13 protein-coding genes and 3 pseudogenes are annotated in these 16,999 nt (G+C 66.3%); 9 read left to right on the top strand and 7 right to left on the bottom strand.

From position 1 onward, the window contains the following. Positions 1 to 60 precede the first annotated feature (60 nt). From cphA to glgC, 4 genes are all read right to left on the bottom strand, one after another. The gene (gene cphA / locus FB459_RS11640) at positions 61 to 2,919 is read right to left on the bottom strand and encodes a cyanophycin synthetase (protein WP_141928620.1); all 2,859 of its coding nucleotides are present in this window, start codon (positions 2,917 to 2,919) and stop codon (positions 61 to 63) included. Positions 2,920 to 2,982: 63 nt separating this feature from the next. Continuing rightward, positions 2,983 to 3,870, bottom strand: coding sequence for a cyanophycinase (locus tag FB459_RS11635; RefSeq protein WP_129625138.1), 888 nt, complete (start codon positions 3,868 to 3,870; stop codon positions 2,983 to 2,985). After that, entirely contained in the window at positions 3,863 to 5,092 is a 1,230-nt protein-coding gene (gene serB, locus FB459_RS11630; RefSeq protein WP_141928619.1) for a phosphoserine phosphatase SerB, read from the bottom strand. The genes FB459_RS11635 and serB overlap by 8 nt, the downstream gene beginning before the upstream one ends. Then, positions 5,089 to 6,336 carry a glucose-1-phosphate adenylyltransferase gene (gene glgC / locus FB459_RS11625; protein ID WP_141928618.1) on the bottom strand — a complete coding sequence of 416 codons (1,248 nt, stop codon included), beginning with the start codon at positions 6,334 to 6,336 and terminating at the stop codon, positions 5,089 to 5,091. The genes serB and glgC overlap by 4 nt, the downstream gene beginning before the upstream one ends. Before the next feature lie 96 nt (positions 6,337 to 6,432). On the opposite strand from glgC, the gene glgA reads away from it, so the two are divergent. Beyond that, positions 6,433 to 7,650, top strand: coding sequence for a glycogen synthase (gene glgA / locus FB459_RS11620; RefSeq protein WP_141928617.1), 1,218 nt, complete (start codon positions 6,433 to 6,435; stop codon positions 7,648 to 7,650). 4 nt (positions 7,651 to 7,654) lie between these two features. On the opposite strand, the gene FB459_RS11615 is transcribed toward glgA, so the two are convergent. After that, positions 7,655 to 8,413, bottom strand: coding sequence for a class I SAM-dependent methyltransferase (locus FB459_RS11615; RefSeq protein ID WP_141928616.1), 759 nt, complete (start codon positions 8,411 to 8,413; stop codon positions 7,655 to 7,657). Positions 8,414 to 8,573: 160 nt separating this feature from the next. Between FB459_RS11615 and FB459_RS11610 the strand changes: the two genes are divergently transcribed. Further along, on the top strand, positions 8,574 to 9,059 hold the full coding sequence (locus tag FB459_RS11610; protein WP_141928615.1) for a GNAT family N-acetyltransferase: 486 nt from the start codon (positions 8,574 to 8,576) through the stop codon (positions 9,057 to 9,059). 39 nt (positions 9,060 to 9,098) lie between these two features. On the opposite strand, the gene FB459_RS11605 is transcribed toward FB459_RS11610, so the two are convergent. After that, positions 9,099 to 9,497: a hypothetical protein gene (locus tag FB459_RS11605; protein ID WP_141928614.1), complete on the bottom strand. Its 399-nt coding sequence runs from the start codon at positions 9,495 to 9,497 to the stop codon at positions 9,099 to 9,101. A gap of 85 nt (positions 9,498 to 9,582) precedes the next feature. Further along, positions 9,583 to 10,980: an HNH endonuclease signature motif containing protein gene (locus FB459_RS11600; RefSeq protein ID WP_170221891.1), complete on the bottom strand. Its 1,398-nt coding sequence runs from the start codon at positions 10,978 to 10,980 to the stop codon at positions 9,583 to 9,585. A 239-nt stretch (positions 10,981 to 11,219) separates the two neighbouring features. Here FB459_RS11600 and FB459_RS11595 point away from each other — a divergent pair. From FB459_RS11595 to FB459_RS11565, 7 genes and pseudogenes are all read left to right on the top strand, one after another. Continuing rightward, a pseudogene (locus FB459_RS11595) lies at positions 11,220 to 11,540 on the top strand (ISL3 family transposase); the annotation flags it as partial. A gap of 143 nt (positions 11,541 to 11,683) precedes the next feature. Beyond that, complete coding sequence (locus FB459_RS11590) at positions 11,684 to 13,042, top strand: ISL3 family transposase (RefSeq protein ID WP_425472349.1); 1,359 nt, start codon at positions 11,684 to 11,686, stop codon at positions 13,040 to 13,042. Positions 13,043 to 13,199: 157 nt separating this feature from the next. Continuing rightward, positions 13,200 to 13,604, top strand: a complete 405-nt coding sequence (locus FB459_RS11585; RefSeq protein ID WP_170221889.1) for an IS3 family transposase — start codon at positions 13,200 to 13,202, stop codon at positions 13,602 to 13,604. Positions 13,605 to 13,661: 57 nt separating this feature from the next. Then, positions 13,662 to 14,969 (top strand): ISL3 family transposase, encoded by a 1,308-nt coding sequence (locus FB459_RS11580; protein WP_141927312.1) that lies wholly within the window; start codon positions 13,662 to 13,664, stop codon positions 14,967 to 14,969. Next, positions 14,959 to 15,411: an IS3 family transposase gene (locus FB459_RS11575; protein ID WP_141928611.1), complete on the top strand. Its 453-nt coding sequence runs from the start codon at positions 14,959 to 14,961 to the stop codon at positions 15,409 to 15,411. The genes FB459_RS11580 and FB459_RS11575 overlap by 11 nt, the downstream gene beginning before the upstream one ends. Before the next feature lie 182 nt (positions 15,412 to 15,593). Continuing rightward, positions 15,594 to 16,583: pseudogene (locus tag FB459_RS11570) on the top strand (ISL3 family transposase); the annotation flags it as partial. A 6-nt stretch (positions 16,584 to 16,589) separates the two neighbouring features. Then, positions 16,590 to 16,986 (top strand): annotated as a pseudogene (locus FB459_RS11565) (DDE-type integrase/transposase/recombinase); the annotation flags it as partial. Positions 16,987 to 16,999: the final 13 nt, after the last annotated feature.

Here is a 16,999-nt window from a genome sequence, read left to right as displayed (position 1 = left end):
GAACCTACTGGTCGCGTGCGAACCCACTAGGGTTCGCACGCAAGTAGCGGGTTCGCGAGGTCAGTTCTGCGGACGCTCCATCGCTTCGCGGACCTCGATGTCGTCCTTGGCCATCGCCGATTCCGCCTCGGCCGCGAGTTCCTGCGGGTCGAGGTCGGGGTCGCCGGGCTGCTCGTCGCTGAAGCGTGAACCGGCCTGCGCCTTCTGGCTGAACGACTCCAGTTCGTTCAGCACCTTCGCGTGCTGGTCGACGCACAGCACGACCACGTCGCCAGGGTTGGCGCGCAGCACCGCGTGACGCACCGCGTCGTGTTCGTCGAGCACGGTTTCGATCTGTCGGACGCGCGCGCCGCCGGCCTGTGCTTCGCGAGCACCCTCGACCAACAGCGCGGCAGCCTCACCGGCGGGACGCCGGCGCAGGTTGTCGTCCTCGCGCATGATCAGCACGTCGAAGTGCTGGGCAGCGACCCGCGCCAATTCGCGGACGTCCTCGTCGCGGCGGTCGCCGGCAGCACCGATCATGCCGATGCGCGAGATGCGGTGGTCGGTCGAACCCTGCCGCTGGCCGACGTACGCCTCCACGAACTCGCCCAGTCGTTCCATGCCGGGCGGGTTGTGGCAGTAGTCGACGAACACCTCGGCGTTGTTGACCTCGAGGCGGTTCAGACGTCCGGGGGACAGGTAGTAGGAGGTGTCGAAGGTGCGCAGCCCCTGGCGGATGTCGTGCAGCGGCGCGCCGGCGGCGAACGCGGCACCTGCGGCGGCCAGCGCGTTGGCGACGTTCATGCGGGCCGCACCGTTGAAGGTCGACGGCAGCAGGTGGGTCCACGCCAGTGGCATCGACCGGCGACCCTGCTTCAGCACGATCATCTCGCCGCGCTCGGACGATTCGAGCACGACGGCACGCGCACCGCGCCGGCAACGCTCGTCGATGAAGTCGCGCACCTCGGAGCCGGGGGGCTCCATCGAGAACCACACGATCGTGCCGCTGCAGCGGCGTCGCATCTTGCGCACCAGCGGGTCGTCTGCGTTGAGCACGGCATACCCATCGCGCGGAACCGCCTCGACCACAACGGATTTCACCGCGGCGAGGTCTTCGAGCGAATCGACGCCGCGCAGGCCGAGGTGGTCGGCCTGGATGTTGGTCACGACCGCGATGTCGTTGCGGTCGTAGCCGAGTCCTTCACGCAGGATGCCCCCGCGGGCGACTTCCATGATCGCGAAATCGACGCGCGGGTTCTGCAGCACCATGCGAGCCGAACGGGGCCCGGACGCGTCCGCCTTGATCACCAGACGCTCGTCGATGACGATGCCGTCGGTGGAGGTCATCCCGACCTTGCGGCCGAGGCCCTTCATGATGTGGGCGAGCATGCGCGATGTGGTCGTCTTGCCGTTTGTGCCGGTGACCGCGACGATCGGTACACGCGATAGGGCACCGGGCGGGAAAAGCAGGTCGACGACCGGCTTGGCGATGAACTGCGGTTCGCCGACGGTCGGGTGCGTGTGCATCCGGAAGCCGGGAGCGGCGTTCACCTCGCAGATCGCCCCACCGGTCTCACGCACCGGGGCGGTGATGTCGGGGCAGATGAAATCGATGCCGGCGACGTCCAACCCGATCATCCGTGCGGCTTCCTCGGCGATCTCGATGTTGTCGGGGTGGGCGTCGAACGTGCGGTCGACGCTGATGCCTCCGGTCGACATGTTGCCGGTCAGGGCCAGCTTCACCATCTTGTCCGCGGGCGGAACCCCGTCCATACCGAAGCCCTGCTCGCGGACGAGCTCGATCGCGGCGTCGTCCACCTTGATCCGGGTGAGTACCTTCTCGTGACCGACACCGCGTCGCGGGTCGGAGTTGGTGATGTCGACGAGTTCTTGCACGGTGTGCTCGCCGTCGCCCACAACGTGCGCGGGGACGCGCTCGGCGATCGCCGCCATGCGTCCGCCGATGATCAGGCAGCGGTAGTCCTTGCCGGTGATGAACGACTCCACCTGGACGACGCCGCGCCGCGACTGCGCCTGCGCGATCACGAATGCGTCCCGCACCTCCTCCTCGAAGGTGAGGTTCAGGACGACGCCGCGTCCGTGGTTGCCGTCGAGCGGCTTGACGACCACCGGGAAGCCCACGCGTCGAGCGGCGGACACCGCGCCATCGGCGGTGCGCACGGTCTCCGCCTTGGGCACCGGCAGCCCGGCAGAGGCGAGCAGCCTGGTGGTGAGGTTCTTGTCGCCGGCGATGTCGACAGCGAGTGCGGAGGTCTGCGAGGTCATCGTGGCGCGGATGCGCTGGGCGTGCACGCCCTGACCCAGCTGGACGAGCGAGTGCTCGTTCAGGCGGGTCCAGGGAATGTCGCGGCTGACAGCCTCTTCGATGATGGCGCCGGTGGACGGCCCGAACGCGGTGCGTCCGGCGCGTACCAGGAACTCGTCGAGGGCGGTGGCGAAGTCGAAGCCTTCCTCGGGCTGCACAAGATGGTTGACCAGTCGCACCGCGAGTTCGCCCGCCGCCAGGCCCACCCGCTCGTCCATGAAGCCGTAGATGACGTTGTAGACACCCACCTCGTCGCGTACGGCTCGGGTCTTGCCGCGCCGCATGTCGTGGCCGGCCTCCTGCTGCAGTTGCAGTGCGATGTGCTCGGCGACATGGCCCAGCCACGTGCCCTCGCGCAGCCGCTCGACGAAACCGCCCCGTTGGCCGCGGGAACACGTGTGGGCTTCGATGTTCGGCAGCAACTCGACCAGCTGGTCGGTGAACCCGGGCAACAGGTTGGTCGGGTACTGCTCCAACACGCCGAGGTCGACGACCACGTGGATGGCCTGCTCGTACGACCACACGTTCGGACCCCGGTACACGCGGGTCGAACGGATGGTGAGCTCCGGGGCCGCGGGTTCGGTCGGGGTCTGCGAAGGCGTTTCGGTCATGTGCTCACTTCCGGTTCAGGCTCGGTAGCCCAGTGCTGGTTCAGTGCTGGTTCAGTGCTGGGATCAGTGGTGCCGCAACGCGGCTGCGGCCGTGGCGGTGTCGTGCTGGTCGCGGCCGGACTGGACGGCGACATCGGCGTACTTCTCGACGAAGTCGACAAGCGTGGCGGTCTCCAGGTCGAAGGTGGCACCGAACGGCAGCGTGTGGACAACGGCGCCGGTGACCAGCAGCGGTGCATCGCGCCGTGCTTCGTGGGCGTCGGTGATCGCCTTGCGGGCGTCGACCACGAACACCGCGCCGCTGCCGACGACGGTCAGCTCGGTTTCGTCGGTGATCTCTGCGGCGGTGTCCTCGTCGATGCCCATGCCCAGCAGTGACGGCGATCCGGCGACCAGAGACAGCAGGCGTCCGTACCGGGCGCGCTGGTCGAAGTGTTGGTCGACGATGACGCCGGGCAGCAGGCCGAGCCCGGCGGTGAGCTGCGACGACCGCTGCCGCGGGGTCACGCCTTCCTCGCCCATCGAGATCATGAACTGGCTCATGATCGACGCACCCGCGGACGTGCCGGCGATCACCGCCCCACGCTGATAAGCGCGCAATAGTGCGGCGCCGAGCGGCGTCCCGACGATCAACTGGCTCAGCTTCAGCTGGTTGCCCCCGGAGATGAAGATGCCGGTCGACTCGTCGACGCGTCGGATGAGTTCCTCGTCGTTACTGGCGATCCGGTTGCGCGGGTTGACCTCGTCGATCGACTCGCAGCCCAGTCGGCTGAAGACTGTCGAGTAGACCTCGACAACCTCGTCGGGCACGGACGACGCGGTGGGAATGACGACAAGTTTCGCCTTGCGTCCACCGGCCAGCCGGACGAAACGACGCAGGATCGTGACGCGTCCGACCTTGTCCTCGGCGCCGCCGATGATGAGCAGGGAACGAGAACCTGGTTTACGCATGGTGGGGATTGTAGGCAGCGGTGGTTTCCACGGTGTCTGCTTCCTCCACATCGTCGCGGGAAATGCCGAGCAGGAACAGCACTGAGTCCAGGTAGGGCACGTTGACGGTGGTGTCAGCCTGCTGCTGGACTACTGGTTTGGCGTTGAAGGCGATGCCGATGCCGGCGGTCGCGAGCATGTCGAGATCGTTGGCGCCGTCACCGACGGCGACGGTGCGTTCGAGGGGGAGTCCGGCGAGGTCAGCCCACTCGCGCAGGGTGCGGGCTTTCTCGGCGCGATCGATCACCGGCCCGGCAACGCGTCCGGTCAGCCGGCCGTCCTCGATTTCGAGGGCGTTGGCGCGAGCGTGGTCGATGCCGAGTTCAGCCGCCAGCGGCCCGACGATCTCGATGAAACCGCCGGACACGACCCCCACGCTGTATCCGAGACGCCGGACCGTGCGCACCAACGTGCGGGCGCCGGGTGTCAGGCGCACCTGGTCACGTACCTCGTCCAGCACACTCACCGGCAGACCGGCGAGTGCCTCGACCCGGGCGTGCAGGCTCTCGGTGAAGTCGATCTCGCCGCGCATCGCCCGTTCGGTGACGGCGGCAACTTCCTGTTCGCGTCCGGCGTACCGGGCGAGCAACTCGATCACCTCGTCCTGGATCAACGTGCTGTCGACATCCATCACCAGCAGGCGGCGTCCACGGCGCGCCAAGCCGCCCGCGGCTACAGCGATGTCGATACCGAACTGCGCTGCAACCATTGCGAGTTCACGCTTGAGTTCGGCGACATCGGCGCCGGACGCATCGAATTCCATGGCCGTGACCGGCGTCCGTGCCAGCCGGCGGATGCGGTCGATGCTGGCGCCGGATGCAGTGATGCGATCGGTGACCGCGCCGACCGCCTCGACCGACAACCGATCACCGAGCACGACGACGTACGCGCGTCCAGGACGCCGGGGTGCGTTGTCGCCGTGGCCCTCGACGAGGTGAAGGTCGAGTTCGTGTTCGTGCGCCCAGGCGTCCAGTCGCGGCCTGGCGTGCAACACGCTCTCGGCGTTGCCGAGCAGGGCGCACAGCGTGAGTCGGCCACGCACCACGACTTGCTCGAGGTCCAACACCGGTGCATCGGAGGGCAATTGGCGCAACAGAGCGTTGGTAATGCCCGGCTGGTCGACTGCGGAAACCGTCAGCAGGAGGGTGTCGACCGAAGCCGACGGAACAGCGGCCCCGGTCACGGGAGGATGACCGTCCCCTTGCCGACGACGACGATGCCGGACTCTGAGACGGTGAACCCACGGTCGCGGTCGTGCGCATGATCGATGCCGATGTTCGTACCCGCCGGCACCACGACATCCTTGTCGATGATCGCGCGCCGGATGCGGCAGTTGCGGCCGATCTCAACGTTGTTCAAGACCACCGAGTCGCTGACCTCGGAGAAGCTGTGGGTGCGGACGTTGGGGGACAGCACCGAGTTGCGGATCGTCGATCCGCTGACGATGCACCCCTGCGACACGATCGACCCCACCGCGTAGCCGGCGATCTCCGAAGCGCCCGTGGTGAACTTCGCCGGCGGGAAGTTGCCCGGGCTCGTGCGGATCGGCCAGTCGTAGTTGTAGACGTTGAAGATCGGGTGGATCGAGGTGAGGTCCATGTGAGACTCGTAGTAGGAGTCGATGGTGCCGACGTCACGCCAGTAGCCGAAGTCGCGCTCGGTCGCGCCGGGCACCTCAGTGTCCTTGAAGTCGTAGACGTACGCCTCACCGCGGTCGACGAACCAAGGGACGATGTCGCCACCCATGTCGTGATCGCTGGACTCGTTGCTGGCGTCGGCGGTGACTGCGTCGACGAGGTCCCTGGTGGTGAAGATGTAGTTGCCCATCGAGGCGAGCACTTCGTCCGGGCTGTCCGCCAGGCCCTCCGGGTCGGACGGCTTCTCCAGGAACGCACGCACCTTGCCCGGTGTCTGCGGGTCGAGGTCGATGACGCCGAACTGGTTCGCCAGCGAGATGGGCTGGCGGATCGCGGCGACGGTAGCGGCCGCCCCGGACTCGATGTGCCGGCTGAGCATCTGGCTGAAGTCCATACGGTAGACGTGGTCGGCGCCGACGACCACGACGTACTCCGGCCGCTCGTCATGAATCAGGTTGAGGCTCTGGAAGATCGCGTCGGCCGAACCGGCGAACCAATGTTTGCCGACGCGCTGCTGCGCGGGCACGGGAGCGACATAGTTGTCGAGCATCGTGGACATGCGCCAGGTCTTCGTGACGTGCCGGTCGAGGCTGTGCGACTTGTACTGGGTGAGGACGACGATCTTCAGGTAACCGCTGTTCACCAGGTTCGACAACGCGAAGTCGATGAGGCGGTAGATGCCGCCGAACGGGACGGCCGGCTTCGCACGATCCTGCGTCAGCGGCATCAGACGTTTGCCTTCGCCTCCGGCGAGGACGATGGCCAGCACTTTCGGACCCTTGGAAACCATGGGTCCAACCTATGACGTTCGAGGTCGTCGGTGCGGGGAACGTCCGGTTGACGTCCGTCGACATCTCGCACCCTGGGCAGCGGTAGCGTTTCGAGCATGCGAGTGGACGTGCTGACCAAGGAGTACCCACCCAACATCTACGGCGGGGCCGGCGTTCACGTCGCCGAGCTCGTCCGGGCGTTGCGCGGCATCGGGCAGGAGGTGGCGGTGCGAGCGTTCGGCAAACCGCAGGACGAGCCGGATACCTACGGCTATCCCGATCTGCCGGAGTTGGCGGACGCGAACGGTGCGCTCAAGACGCTCGGCGTCGATCTCACGATCGCGCAGGACTGCGGCGAGGCCGACCTGGTGCATTCGCACACCTGGTACGCGAACATGGCCGGTCACCTGGCCTCGATGCTCTACGGCATCCCGCACGTGATCAGCGCACATAGCCTGGAGCCGCTGCGTCCGTGGAAGGCCGAGCAACTCGGCGGCGGCTACCAGGTTTCGTCGTACGTCGAGCGCACCGCGTACGAGCACGCGGCGGCGATCATCGCGGTGAGCGACGGCATGCGCAAGGATGTGCTGCGGTGTTACCCCGACATCGATCCCGACAAGGTGCGAGTCATCCACAACGGCATCGACTCCGAACTGTGGCAGCGGGATTCGTCGGACGAGGGCAAGGAGATCGCGCGAAAGTACGGCGCCGACCCCGACAAGCCGTCCGTCGTATTCGTCGGACGCATCACTCGCCAGAAGGGCATGCCCTACCTGCTGCGCGCCTGCCGCGAACTGCCGGACGAGGTCCAGCTCATCCTGTGTGCCGGGGCGCCGGACACCCCGGAGATCCTGCAGGAGGTCAAGGGCCTCGTCGACGAGCTGCGCGACAACCGCACCGCACCCGTCATCTGGATCGACGAGATGCTTCCGCGCAAGGAAGTCATCGCACTGCTCTCTGCTGCAACGGTTTTCGTCTGCCCATCGGTGTACGAGCCGCTTGGCATCGTGAACCTCGAGGCAATGGCCTGCGAGGCCGCGGTCGTGGGAACGGCGACCGGTGGCATCCCCGAAGTCGTTGCGGACGGCGAGACCGGTTGGTTGGTCCCTATCGAACAGGTCTCCGACGGCACCGGCACCCCGGTCGACCCCGACAAGTTCGTCGCCGACCTGGCCGCGACACTCAACGAAGCTGTTTCGGATCCCGAAGAGGCCGAGCGTCGTGGCCGCGCCGGCCGGGAGCGCGCCGTGGAGAAGTTCGGCTGGGACGCGATCGCCGAGAAGACCAAGGCGGCGTACGAGGAGATCGTCGCTCAGTACTCCAAGAGGGACTGAACGCTCAGATCGGTCGGGTGGCTTCGATGAGGTGGCGCGTCGAGTGCGCCACGAACGGATGGCCGGTCCGCATCTGCGCGTCCAGCTCTCTGAGTGGTTCCTCGTAGCGGACAACGTCGAAGTCGGGGACCCACCAGACGCATTTGCGGAGGATCCAGACAACAGCGCCGATGTCGAAGAACTCCATTCGACATCGAGCCGTCCGCAATCGGTCGACCGTCAGGCCCGCCGCTCGCGCTTCGGCAGCCTCAGCCTTCGGATCACGACCGCTGCGCTGTTGGGGCGACAACGGGCCGAGCATGAACTCGATGAGCTCGAACGCGGAGGACGGCCCGACGTGCTGGGCGAGGTAGCACCCTCCAGGACGGAGAACCCGGTGGATTTCCGACCAGTCGGGTTTCACCGGGTGCCGTGAGCTGACCACGTCGAATGATGAGTCGTCGAACGGCAGCCCGCCGCCGGTGTCTGTCGCCACGACGCGAACGCCGCGGGCGCCCAGGATCTCGCGGGCACGTTCCGCGTTCGGTGCCCAGGATTCGGTCACGACCATGGTGCGGGGCAAACAGGACGCCTCGTTGACGACCTCTCCGCCACCGGTGTCGATGTCCAGCGCGCTACCGGCATGTGCCAGCCGCTGCTCCAGCAAGCGCGCATAACCCCACGACGGTCGCTGCTCATTGGCTCGACCTTCGAGCCAACCGAAACCCCAACCGGTCACGTCGGCATCCTCGGCCTCGGTCACGAGGTCTTCGAACGAGCGCATGAAGCAGACCATCTCCCACCCGACGCGACGCTGCAATCGATTTCGGCCGGATAGAGGCACCCGAGGACCGAGGGGGCGACGTCGTCGGTGCGCTACGTCATGACCTTCGCGCCGGCTGAAAGCGGTTGTCGCCCAACAGTGATTACGGTGGAATGACACCATGACCGACACTGTCAGCATCCGTCCGCTCCGGGTGACCGACGCCGGCGAAATGGCCATCGTTCTCGCCGATCACGACCTCTACGAGTTCACCGGCGGTGAACCGCCGAGCCGGTCCGATCTGGAGAGGCGTTACGCCGCCCAGGTCCGTGGGGATTCTCCGGACGGAACCGAGGTATGGATCAACCACGTCGTCGTCGCCGGAGGACAGCAGGAGGCTGTGGGTTACGTGCAGGCGACCGTCCGAGCTGATGGGGGCCCGGCCGAGATCGCTTGGGTCATCGGCCGACCGTGGCAGCGTCACGGCTACGCGACCCGCGCGGCCTCGTTACTCCTCGAGGAACTGCGCGCTCGAGGAGTCGAGGAGATCGTCGCTCACATCCATCCGAATCACGAGGCGTCCCAGCGCATCGCGCGTCATCTGGGATTGCAACCTACCCAGATCACGGAGGACGGTGAAACGCGCTGGGTCGGCCGCGTGGGGTAAGAGGTCGCGGGCTCACCCTCTGCAATGCAGCAAAAGTGCCTACGTGGTGGCCAGGTCGAGCAGCCACTCATCCACTCGCTCGTATCGCTGAGCGAGCGGATGGTGGAAGAAGACACTCTCGTGTCGGATGGGTCCCACGACGGCAACGCTGCAAACCCTGCCACCTTCAGCTTGTGCCAGCGCGACTCCGAGTTCGACGAACATGCCTCGGCCGTCGTGCTCAGTGGCAAGAACGACAACGGCGTCCGCTCGAAGCACTGCGGAGATCATCATCGTCGCCAGCTGTGCTGACTTCTCGGGGTCCGTAGCGAAGCCCTCGACGAAGGACATGTCCCGCGTCCAGTCGTATGTGATCTCGTGCCCGGCCGCGATCAGGAGGTCCCGGGTCTGCTGAACGACCGGAGCAGCAGCGAGCGGCGCTGCGATGTAGATCTTCATCACCACAGTTTCGCGGACCCCACCGACAAGCCGTGCGGATGTCTGAGCCGAGGTTCAATGCCCTGTTCGTCGCGCCGCGACTCGGTCAGCCGGTGTTGTGGAATTCGATCCAGTGCAGGTTGAGGGGTTCCCAGGATTGTCGTTCGTACGGTTTCGCCGGCTCTGCTGGCTTGGAGTACGTGCCGGGTGGGGTTGCTGGGTCGGGTGGTCGGTAGCCGAAGCGGTCGCCGTACCGGTCGTGGAACGTGAAGAACCCTGGTGCCATCGTGGTGATGGTGAAGTCGCCGGCGTGTAACCGGTCGTGGTGGAAGGGGCAGAGGCTGATCAGGTTGCCCAGGTCGGTGTTGCCACCTTTGGCCCAGTGGATGACGTGGTGGACCTCGACGTACCGGTGGGTTCCGCACCCTGGGAACCGGCAGCCGTGGTCCCGGTCGTGCACGAGGCGGAGGGTGCGGCGCGGGACGATGCGTTGGGTGCGTCCGACGTCGACGGGGAACCCGTTCTTCTTGATGATCGGCACGATCAGCCCGTCACAGGAGAGTTTCTCGCGGAGTGCGGGTGGGAGGGCTCCGGCACCGCCCGACCAGCCGTGTCCGTGGGCGTCGAGGTGGAACAGCACCCGGTAGGTGTCCGCCCGACCCGACACCCCCTGAGTGCCGGCGTGGAGGGAGTGGAGCATGGCTTCGAGGAACGCGTCCGCCAGAGTGATCCGTGGTTTCCCAGCCGCGTCCAAACCTTCACCCGAGTCGGCACCGAGGTGGGTGCCGCCGAACGCGGCCGGAATCCATTGAGCCGTGGTGTCTTGGTCGGACTCGATTGCGGGGTCCTGGCCGCAGTCCTGATCGCAGTTGTTGTCGCCATCACTGTCGGTGTGGCGGGTTTGTTGGAACAGCGCGTTCTTGGCTTCGTTCAACACTTGCTCGAGGAGTTCGCCCTGGTCGACGGGTCCGTCGAACTCCAAGTGGTAGCGGCCTTTGTCGAACCAGGACCGTAGTTGCGCGGGCCGGGTGGACGGCTCGGGTTCGGGCACCTCGTCCTCGTCCACATCGTCGTCCAAGTTGTCGTCGGTGTCATCAGCGGGGAAGGGGTATTTCGCGACGGCCCGTCGGAGTTGGCCGACGTCGCAGTGTGGTGCGAGGCGGGTGACGTCTTCGTCGAATCCGGCCGGGACATGACGGGCGATGACCGCCAGTTGGTGGAACGTGATCTCGGTGCGTTCGAACGCGGCGATCGCGTGCGGGAGTTCGTTCGCGCGGGAGGCGATGCGGACGATGTCTGTTGCGGCGGCGCGGGAGACGCCGGCGAAGCAGGTCAACCAGTGTTCCGGGGACCGGATCCCGGAGACAGCCCAGTGCTGTTCGGTGAGGGATTCGCGCATCACGGTGATGAGGTCGGCGTACGCGCCGGTGAGGGCACCTGCGGCGCGTTCCAGGTCGTACCTGGCCACGTACGCGGGGTCGTACTCGGCCGGGTTGTCGAGCACAGCCTTCGACGAAAACGGTTCGGGTTCAACCGTTTCCGTGGCGCCGACTGCTTCGTTCTCCCTCATACGAATAGTCAACCATCGAGCACTGACAACCTCCGGGTGGTCCGGTTTGCGGGCTCTTCACAGATGAGGGTAGGGCTGTGGTGCGACCTGGGGCGGCACGTCGGTGTCGGGGGTGAGGGTCGAGGTCTTCCGATGATGGGAGTTCTCACACAACCCGTCCAGAAGACCTCGACGTGCCTGACGCTACCTTCACGCGCCCTGACCTGACTACCTTCACCCGCCTCGACGGCCTCGGTCTGGAGGTCACCGGCCAGCTGCTCGAGCCTGACCGGTCCGTGCTGGCGTGCCGGGTCGTGGAGCCGGACGACTGGTGCAGGCGGTGTGGCTGCCAGGGCGTGCCCCGTGACACGGTGAGCAGGGAGTTGGCGCACGAGCCGTTCGGGTGGCGCCCTACCACGCTGGTGCTCACCGTGCGCCGCTACCGCTGCAAGGAGTGCTCGCACGTGTGGCGTCAGGACACCACCGCTGCGGCGCCGCCGCCGGCCAAGATCTCCCTGGACCGTCCCCGGTTTGGTGGCTCTTCCGAGTTGCGGTGGGGGTGAGAGGCGCGCCGGTATGAGCTTGGCTGCGGGGTGAGGGACGTCGAGGCCTTCAGGATCAGTGGCGACCAAGCACACCGTTCCGAAGGACCTCGACGTTGTCCGAGCCTACGGCGCACATCGCTGCGCGCTGCCATCGCGACACCCGCTACTGCTCGCGCTGCGATCTTTTGGTCGGGCTCGGTGAATTGCGCGTGACCGCCGTCGAGTACGACCACGACGTCGGGCTGCTGGTCGTTGGTGTGGAGTCGCCCCGGACGCCGATGGGCTGCCCGAGCTGCGGCGTGATTGCGCACAGCCACGGCCGCAGTGACGTCACGCTGGTCGACGCGCCGTGCTTCGACCGCCCGGTCCAAGTGGTGTGGCGCAAGCGGATCTGGCGTTGCCAGGAGGCAGCCTGCCCGAGGAAGGCGTTCACCGAGCAAGACGAGGACATCGCTCGACCGCGGGCGCTGCTGACTACGCGGGCCTGCTGGTGGGCGATCAATCAGATCCGCCGTGAGCACGGCTCGATCAGCGGGATCGCCCGACAGTTGGGGACGACGTGGAACACGGTGTGGTCCTCGATCCGGCCACTTCTGCAGGAGATGGCCGACGACGAGGATCGGTTCGCCGGCGTGACGCGACTCGGCGTGGACGAGCACGTGTGGCATCACGTGTCCGAGTTCCCGATCGCCGAGGGTGGCCGCGGTCCGAAGCAGCTGACCGGGATGGTCGACCTGACACCCGACGTTGACGGCAAGCCGCGGGCGCGGTTGCTGGACCTGGTGCCGGGCCGGTCCGGGAAGGTGTACAGCGACTGGCTTGCCGAACGTGGCCAGGAGTTCCGTGACGGTGTCGTGGTCGCCACACTGGACCCGTTCCACGGCTACAAGAACGCCATCGATGACCAGCTCGAGGACGCGGTCGCGGTCCTGGACGCGTTCCATGTCGTCAAGCTCGGTACCCAGGCCGTGGATGAGGTCCGCCGTCGGGTGCAGCAGGAGATCCATGGTCACCGTGGCCGCAAGAACGACCCGCTCTATGGCATCCGCACGATCCTGCGCTGCGGGCAGGAGAAGCTCACCGACCGGCAACGGGCACGGCTCGACCGTGCGATCGCTGCCGACGAACGTCACGACGAAGTGCTCGTCGCGTGGCTGTGCACCCAACAGCTCCGGTCGGCCTACCAGGCCAAGAGCACGGTCGAGGGCCGGCGGATCGCGGAGAAAATCCTGGCCTCGCTGCCGACCTGTCCGATCCCGGAGATCCGACGGCTCGGTAAGACCCTGAAGCAGTGGCGGGCAGCGTTCCTGGCCTACTTCGACACCAGCCGCGCCAACAACGGCGGCACGGAGGCGATCAACGGCCTGATCGAGCTCCACCGACGCGTCGCCCGAGGCTTCCGCAACCGCGAGCACTACCGGCTACGCATGCTGCTCATCGGCGGCGGGCTCACTCACCCCCACCTCAGGTAGGAAGAGCCGGTTTGGTGGATAGTTGGGTAAGTCGTGATTCCTTTCTGAACTGAAAGGAAGTCGGATGGGTTCGACGGCTTCGGGAGGAAGTCAAGCACGCCCGCATGGAGGCGGAGTTCGCAAAAAAAGTAGCGTCCTGGTTCGCGAAAGACCAGCGGTGAAGTACGCCGCGATCGCGGACTGGGCTGACCGTGGCGAGTATCCGGTGGATTTCATGTGCGAGCAGTTGGCCGTGTCGCCCTCCGGGTTCTATGCGTGGCGTGGCCGGGGGCCCAGCCCACGCGATCAGGACAACGATCGCCTGTTGGCGATCATCACCGAGGCCTACCGGCGGCTGCGCGGCAACCCTGGTGTTCGACGGATCCATGCCGAGCTGTGCGCCCTGGGCGAACGGGTCGGCAAGAATCGCGTCGCTCGCCTCATGCAGGCCGCCGGGCTGCGCGGACGCCACCCCCGTGTCTGGAAGCGCACGACCACCAGCGGCCCGGACCCGGCGCCGGCCCCAGACCGGCTCATCACAGATGAGGGTGTAGGAGTTCCTGGCGCGTCGGTCCGGGGGTGAGGGTCGAGGTCTCCCGATGATGAGAGTTCTGACGCAACTCATCTGGAAGACCTCGACGTGCACAACGCTACCTTCACGACGCCTGACCTGACTACGTTCTGCCGCCTGGATGAGCTTGGTCTCCTCGCGACGGGTCAACGTCTTGAACCAGGCCGGGCGGTGCTGACGTGCCGGGTCGTTGAGGATGACCGGTGGTGTCACCGGTGCGGCTGCGAAGGGACCCCGCGGGGCAGCGTGGTCCGCCGGTTGGCCCACGAACCGTTCGGGTGGCGACCAACGACACTGCTGGTCACGGTACGGCGGTACCGGTGCACCGAGTGTGGGCATGTGTGGCGCCAAGACACCAGCCTCGCGGCCGAACCGCGAGCCACCTTGTCGCGGCGTGCGATGGCGTGGGCACTTGCCGCGATCGTGTGTCAGCACCTGACCGTCGCCCGGGTCGCTGAAGGACTCGGCGTTGCCTGGAACACCGCGAATGACGCGGTCCTCGCCGAGGGGTACCGGGTGTTGATCAACGACCCGGCCCGGTTCGAAGGTGTCACCGCGATCGGGGTCGATGAACACGTCTGGCGCCACACTCGGCACGGCGACAAGTACGTCACGGTGATCATCGATCTGACCCCGATCCAGGACGGCACCGGGCCAGCACGGTTGTTAGACATGGTTCCCGGCCGATCCAAGGCCGTGTTCAAGACTTGGCTCGCCGACCGTGACCCAGCGTGGCGTGAGACGGTGCAGGTCGTCGCGATGGATGGGTTCACCGGCTTCAAAACTGCTGCTACCGAAGAACTCCCGGACGCGACCACGGTGATGGACCCGTTTCATGTCGTCCGGTTAGCCGGTGACGCCCTGGACAAGTGCCGGCGCCGGGTCCAGCACGAGCTGCACGGCCACCGGGGTCGGGCCGGTGACCCTTTGTACCGTGCGCGGCGCACGCTGCATACCGGAGCGGACCTGCTCACCGACCGGCAGCAGGACCGCCTCACCGCGTTGTTCGCGGTCGAGGAGCATGTGGAAGTTGAGTGCACCTGGGGCATCTACCAGCGGATGATCGCGGCGTACCGGCACCGCGACCGTGCCACCGGCAAGAAGCTCATGACCGCCCTCATCGATTCGATCAGTACCGGTGTGCCCAAGGCCTTGACCGAGATCACCACCCTTGGCCGCACCCTGACCAAGCGGTCCGCCGACGTGCTGGCCTACTTCGACCGGCCTGGCACCAGCAACGGACCAACGGAGGCGATCAACGGTCGCCTCGAGCACCTACGCGGGTCGGCCCTCGGCTTCCGCAACCTCGCCCACTACATCGCCCGATCCCTCCTCGAAACCGGCGGCTTCAGACCTCAGCTACACCCTGGATTGTGATGAGCCCCCAGACCTGATCGGGCGCGACTTCACAGCCGAGCGGCCGAACCAGAAGTGGTGTTCTGATATCACCTACATCAAGACCTGGAACGGCTGGGCGTATCTGGCCATAGTCATCGACCTGCACTCCCGAGCCGTTGTGGGCTGGGCACTAGCCGACCACATGCGCACCGACCTTGTCATCGAGGCACTGACGCTGGCTATCGCGCGCCGCCGGCCACCGGCCGGAATCATCTTTCACAGCGACCGCGGGTCTCAATTCACATCGGCCGAATTCGCCACGTACTGTAAGGACCACCACATCCGGCGTTCCGTGGGTCGCACCGGGGATTGTTTCGACAACGCCGTCGCCGAGTCCTTCTTCGCGACCTACAAAAAGGAACTCATCCACACCCGCCCCTGGGTAAACCTGTCCACATTGCGGAAAGAGACCTTCACCTGATTGCGGAAAGAGACCTTCACCTGATTGCGGAAAGAGACCTTCACCTGGATCGAGCACTACGACAATAGACAGCGCCGCCATTCACACTTGGGATACCTCACCCCAGCCGAATGGGACAAAGGACATCGCACACTCACAGGAATCGCAGCCTAAACCACACTCCGAAAAATCGGGGACACTCCACCCGCGCCGGCCTGCGGTGGGGTCTGGTCGGGATCGTCGTCGGCCACCTGTCGATGGCCCGAGTTGCCGAAGGACTGGGCGTGGCGTGGAACACCGCCAACGACGCGGTCCTGGCTGAGGTCCGGCGTCTGCTCATCGAGGACCCGACCCGCCTGGACGGTGTCAAGGTCGTCGGGGTCGATGAGCACGTGTGGCGGCACACCCGGCGCGGTGACAAGTACGTCACCGTGATCATCGACCTCACCCCGGTCCGGGACGGCACCGGGCCCTCACGCCTGCTGGACGTGGTCGAAGGTCGGTCGAAGAAGGCGTTCAAGGACTGGCTGGCCGAGCGGGACCAGGCTTGGCGCGATGGGATCGAGGTCGTGGCCATGGATGGGTTCGCGGGCTTCAAGACCGCCACCACCGAGGAGCTGCCGGACGCCGTCACGGTGATGGATCCCTTCCACGTCATCCGGTTGGCCGGGGACGCTCTCGATGAGTGCCGCCGCCGAGTCCAGCAGGAACTGCACGGACACCGCGGACGCAAGGGCGACCCGCTCTACACCGCGCGGCGGACCCTGCACACCGGGGCTGACCTGCTCACCGACCGCCAGCACGAGCGCCTTGACAAGCTCTTCGCTGGGGACCGGCACGTGCAAGTCGAGTGCACCTGGGGGATCTACCAGCGCGTGATCTCCGCCTACCGTCACCCCGACCGGGCAGCCGGCCGCGTCGAGATGAGCTTCGTGATCGACGCCCTCGCCGACAGTGTGCCTGAGGCGTTGGTAGAACTGCGCAAGCTCGGCCGCACCCTGACCAGACGCGCCTGCGACGTCCTGGCCTACTTCGACCGGCCGCGCACGAGCAACGGACCTACCGAAGCCGTGAACGGTCGCCTCGAGCACCTGCGTGGCCTGGCCCTCGGCTTCCGCAACCTCACCAACTACATCGCCCGCGCACTCCTCGAAGCCGGCGGATTCAGACCACACCTACACCCCGAATTGTGAAGAGCCGCTTACGTTTGCTTCGTCGTTGACGCGTTCTCCCGGATGATCGTCGGGTGGCGGTGCGTGTCACACATGCGCACCGAGATGATCCTCGACGCGATCGAGATGGGGTGCTGGTCCCGCGGCGCTCACCACGACGATCTCCGCTGCCACGGCGACGCAGGGTCCCAAATCACGTCCATTCGCTACGGCGAACGTCTCGCCGAGATAGGCGCGACGCCATCTATTGGGACCGTCGGCGACAGTTATGACAGCGCCCTCGCTGAGACCGTGAACGGCTACTACAAGACCGAACTCGTCCGCGGCCCCGCCCGTCCCGGACCGTGGCGGACGGTCGAGGACCTCGAGCTCGCGACCCTCGGATGGGTGCACTGGCACGACACCCCAGCGCCTACACGGCTACCCCAGACTCAGGG

It is taken from the genome of Yimella lutea, assembly GCF_006715095.1.
GTDB lineage: Bacteria > Actinomycetota > Actinomycetes > Actinomycetales > Dermatophilaceae > Yimella > Yimella lutea.
Note: the sequence above shows the minus strand (reverse complement) of the source record. Positions and strands in the feature narration are given on the sequence as shown.

What these genes read in the sequence shown, in the direction of transcription:
- FB459_RS11610 (WP_141928615.1), top strand. Translation starts at nt 8,574, where the DNA reads ATGACCGACACTGTCAGCATCCGTCCGCTCCGGGTGACCGACGCCGGC.
- glgA (WP_141928617.1), top strand. Translation starts at nt 6,433, where the DNA reads ATGCGAGTGGACGTGCTGACCAAGGAGTACCCACCCAACATCTACGGC.
- FB459_RS11635 (WP_129625138.1), bottom strand. Translation starts at nt 3,870, where the DNA reads ATGCGTAAACCAGGTTCTCGTTCCCTGCTCATCATCGGCGGCGCCGAG.
- FB459_RS11615 (WP_141928616.1), bottom strand. Translation starts at nt 8,413, where the DNA reads ATGCGCTCGTTCGAAGACCTCGTGACCGAGGCCGAGGATGCCGACGTG.
- FB459_RS11605 (WP_141928614.1), bottom strand. Translation starts at nt 9,497, where the DNA reads ATGAAGATCTACATCGCAGCGCCGCTCGCTGCTGCTCCGGTCGTTCAG.
- cphA (WP_141928620.1), bottom strand. Translation starts at nt 2,919, where the DNA reads ATGACCGAAACGCCTTCGCAGACCCCGACCGAACCCGCGGCCCCGGAG.
- glgC (WP_141928618.1), bottom strand. Translation starts at nt 6,336, where the DNA reads ATGGTTTCCAAGGGTCCGAAAGTGCTGGCCATCGTCCTCGCCGGAGGC.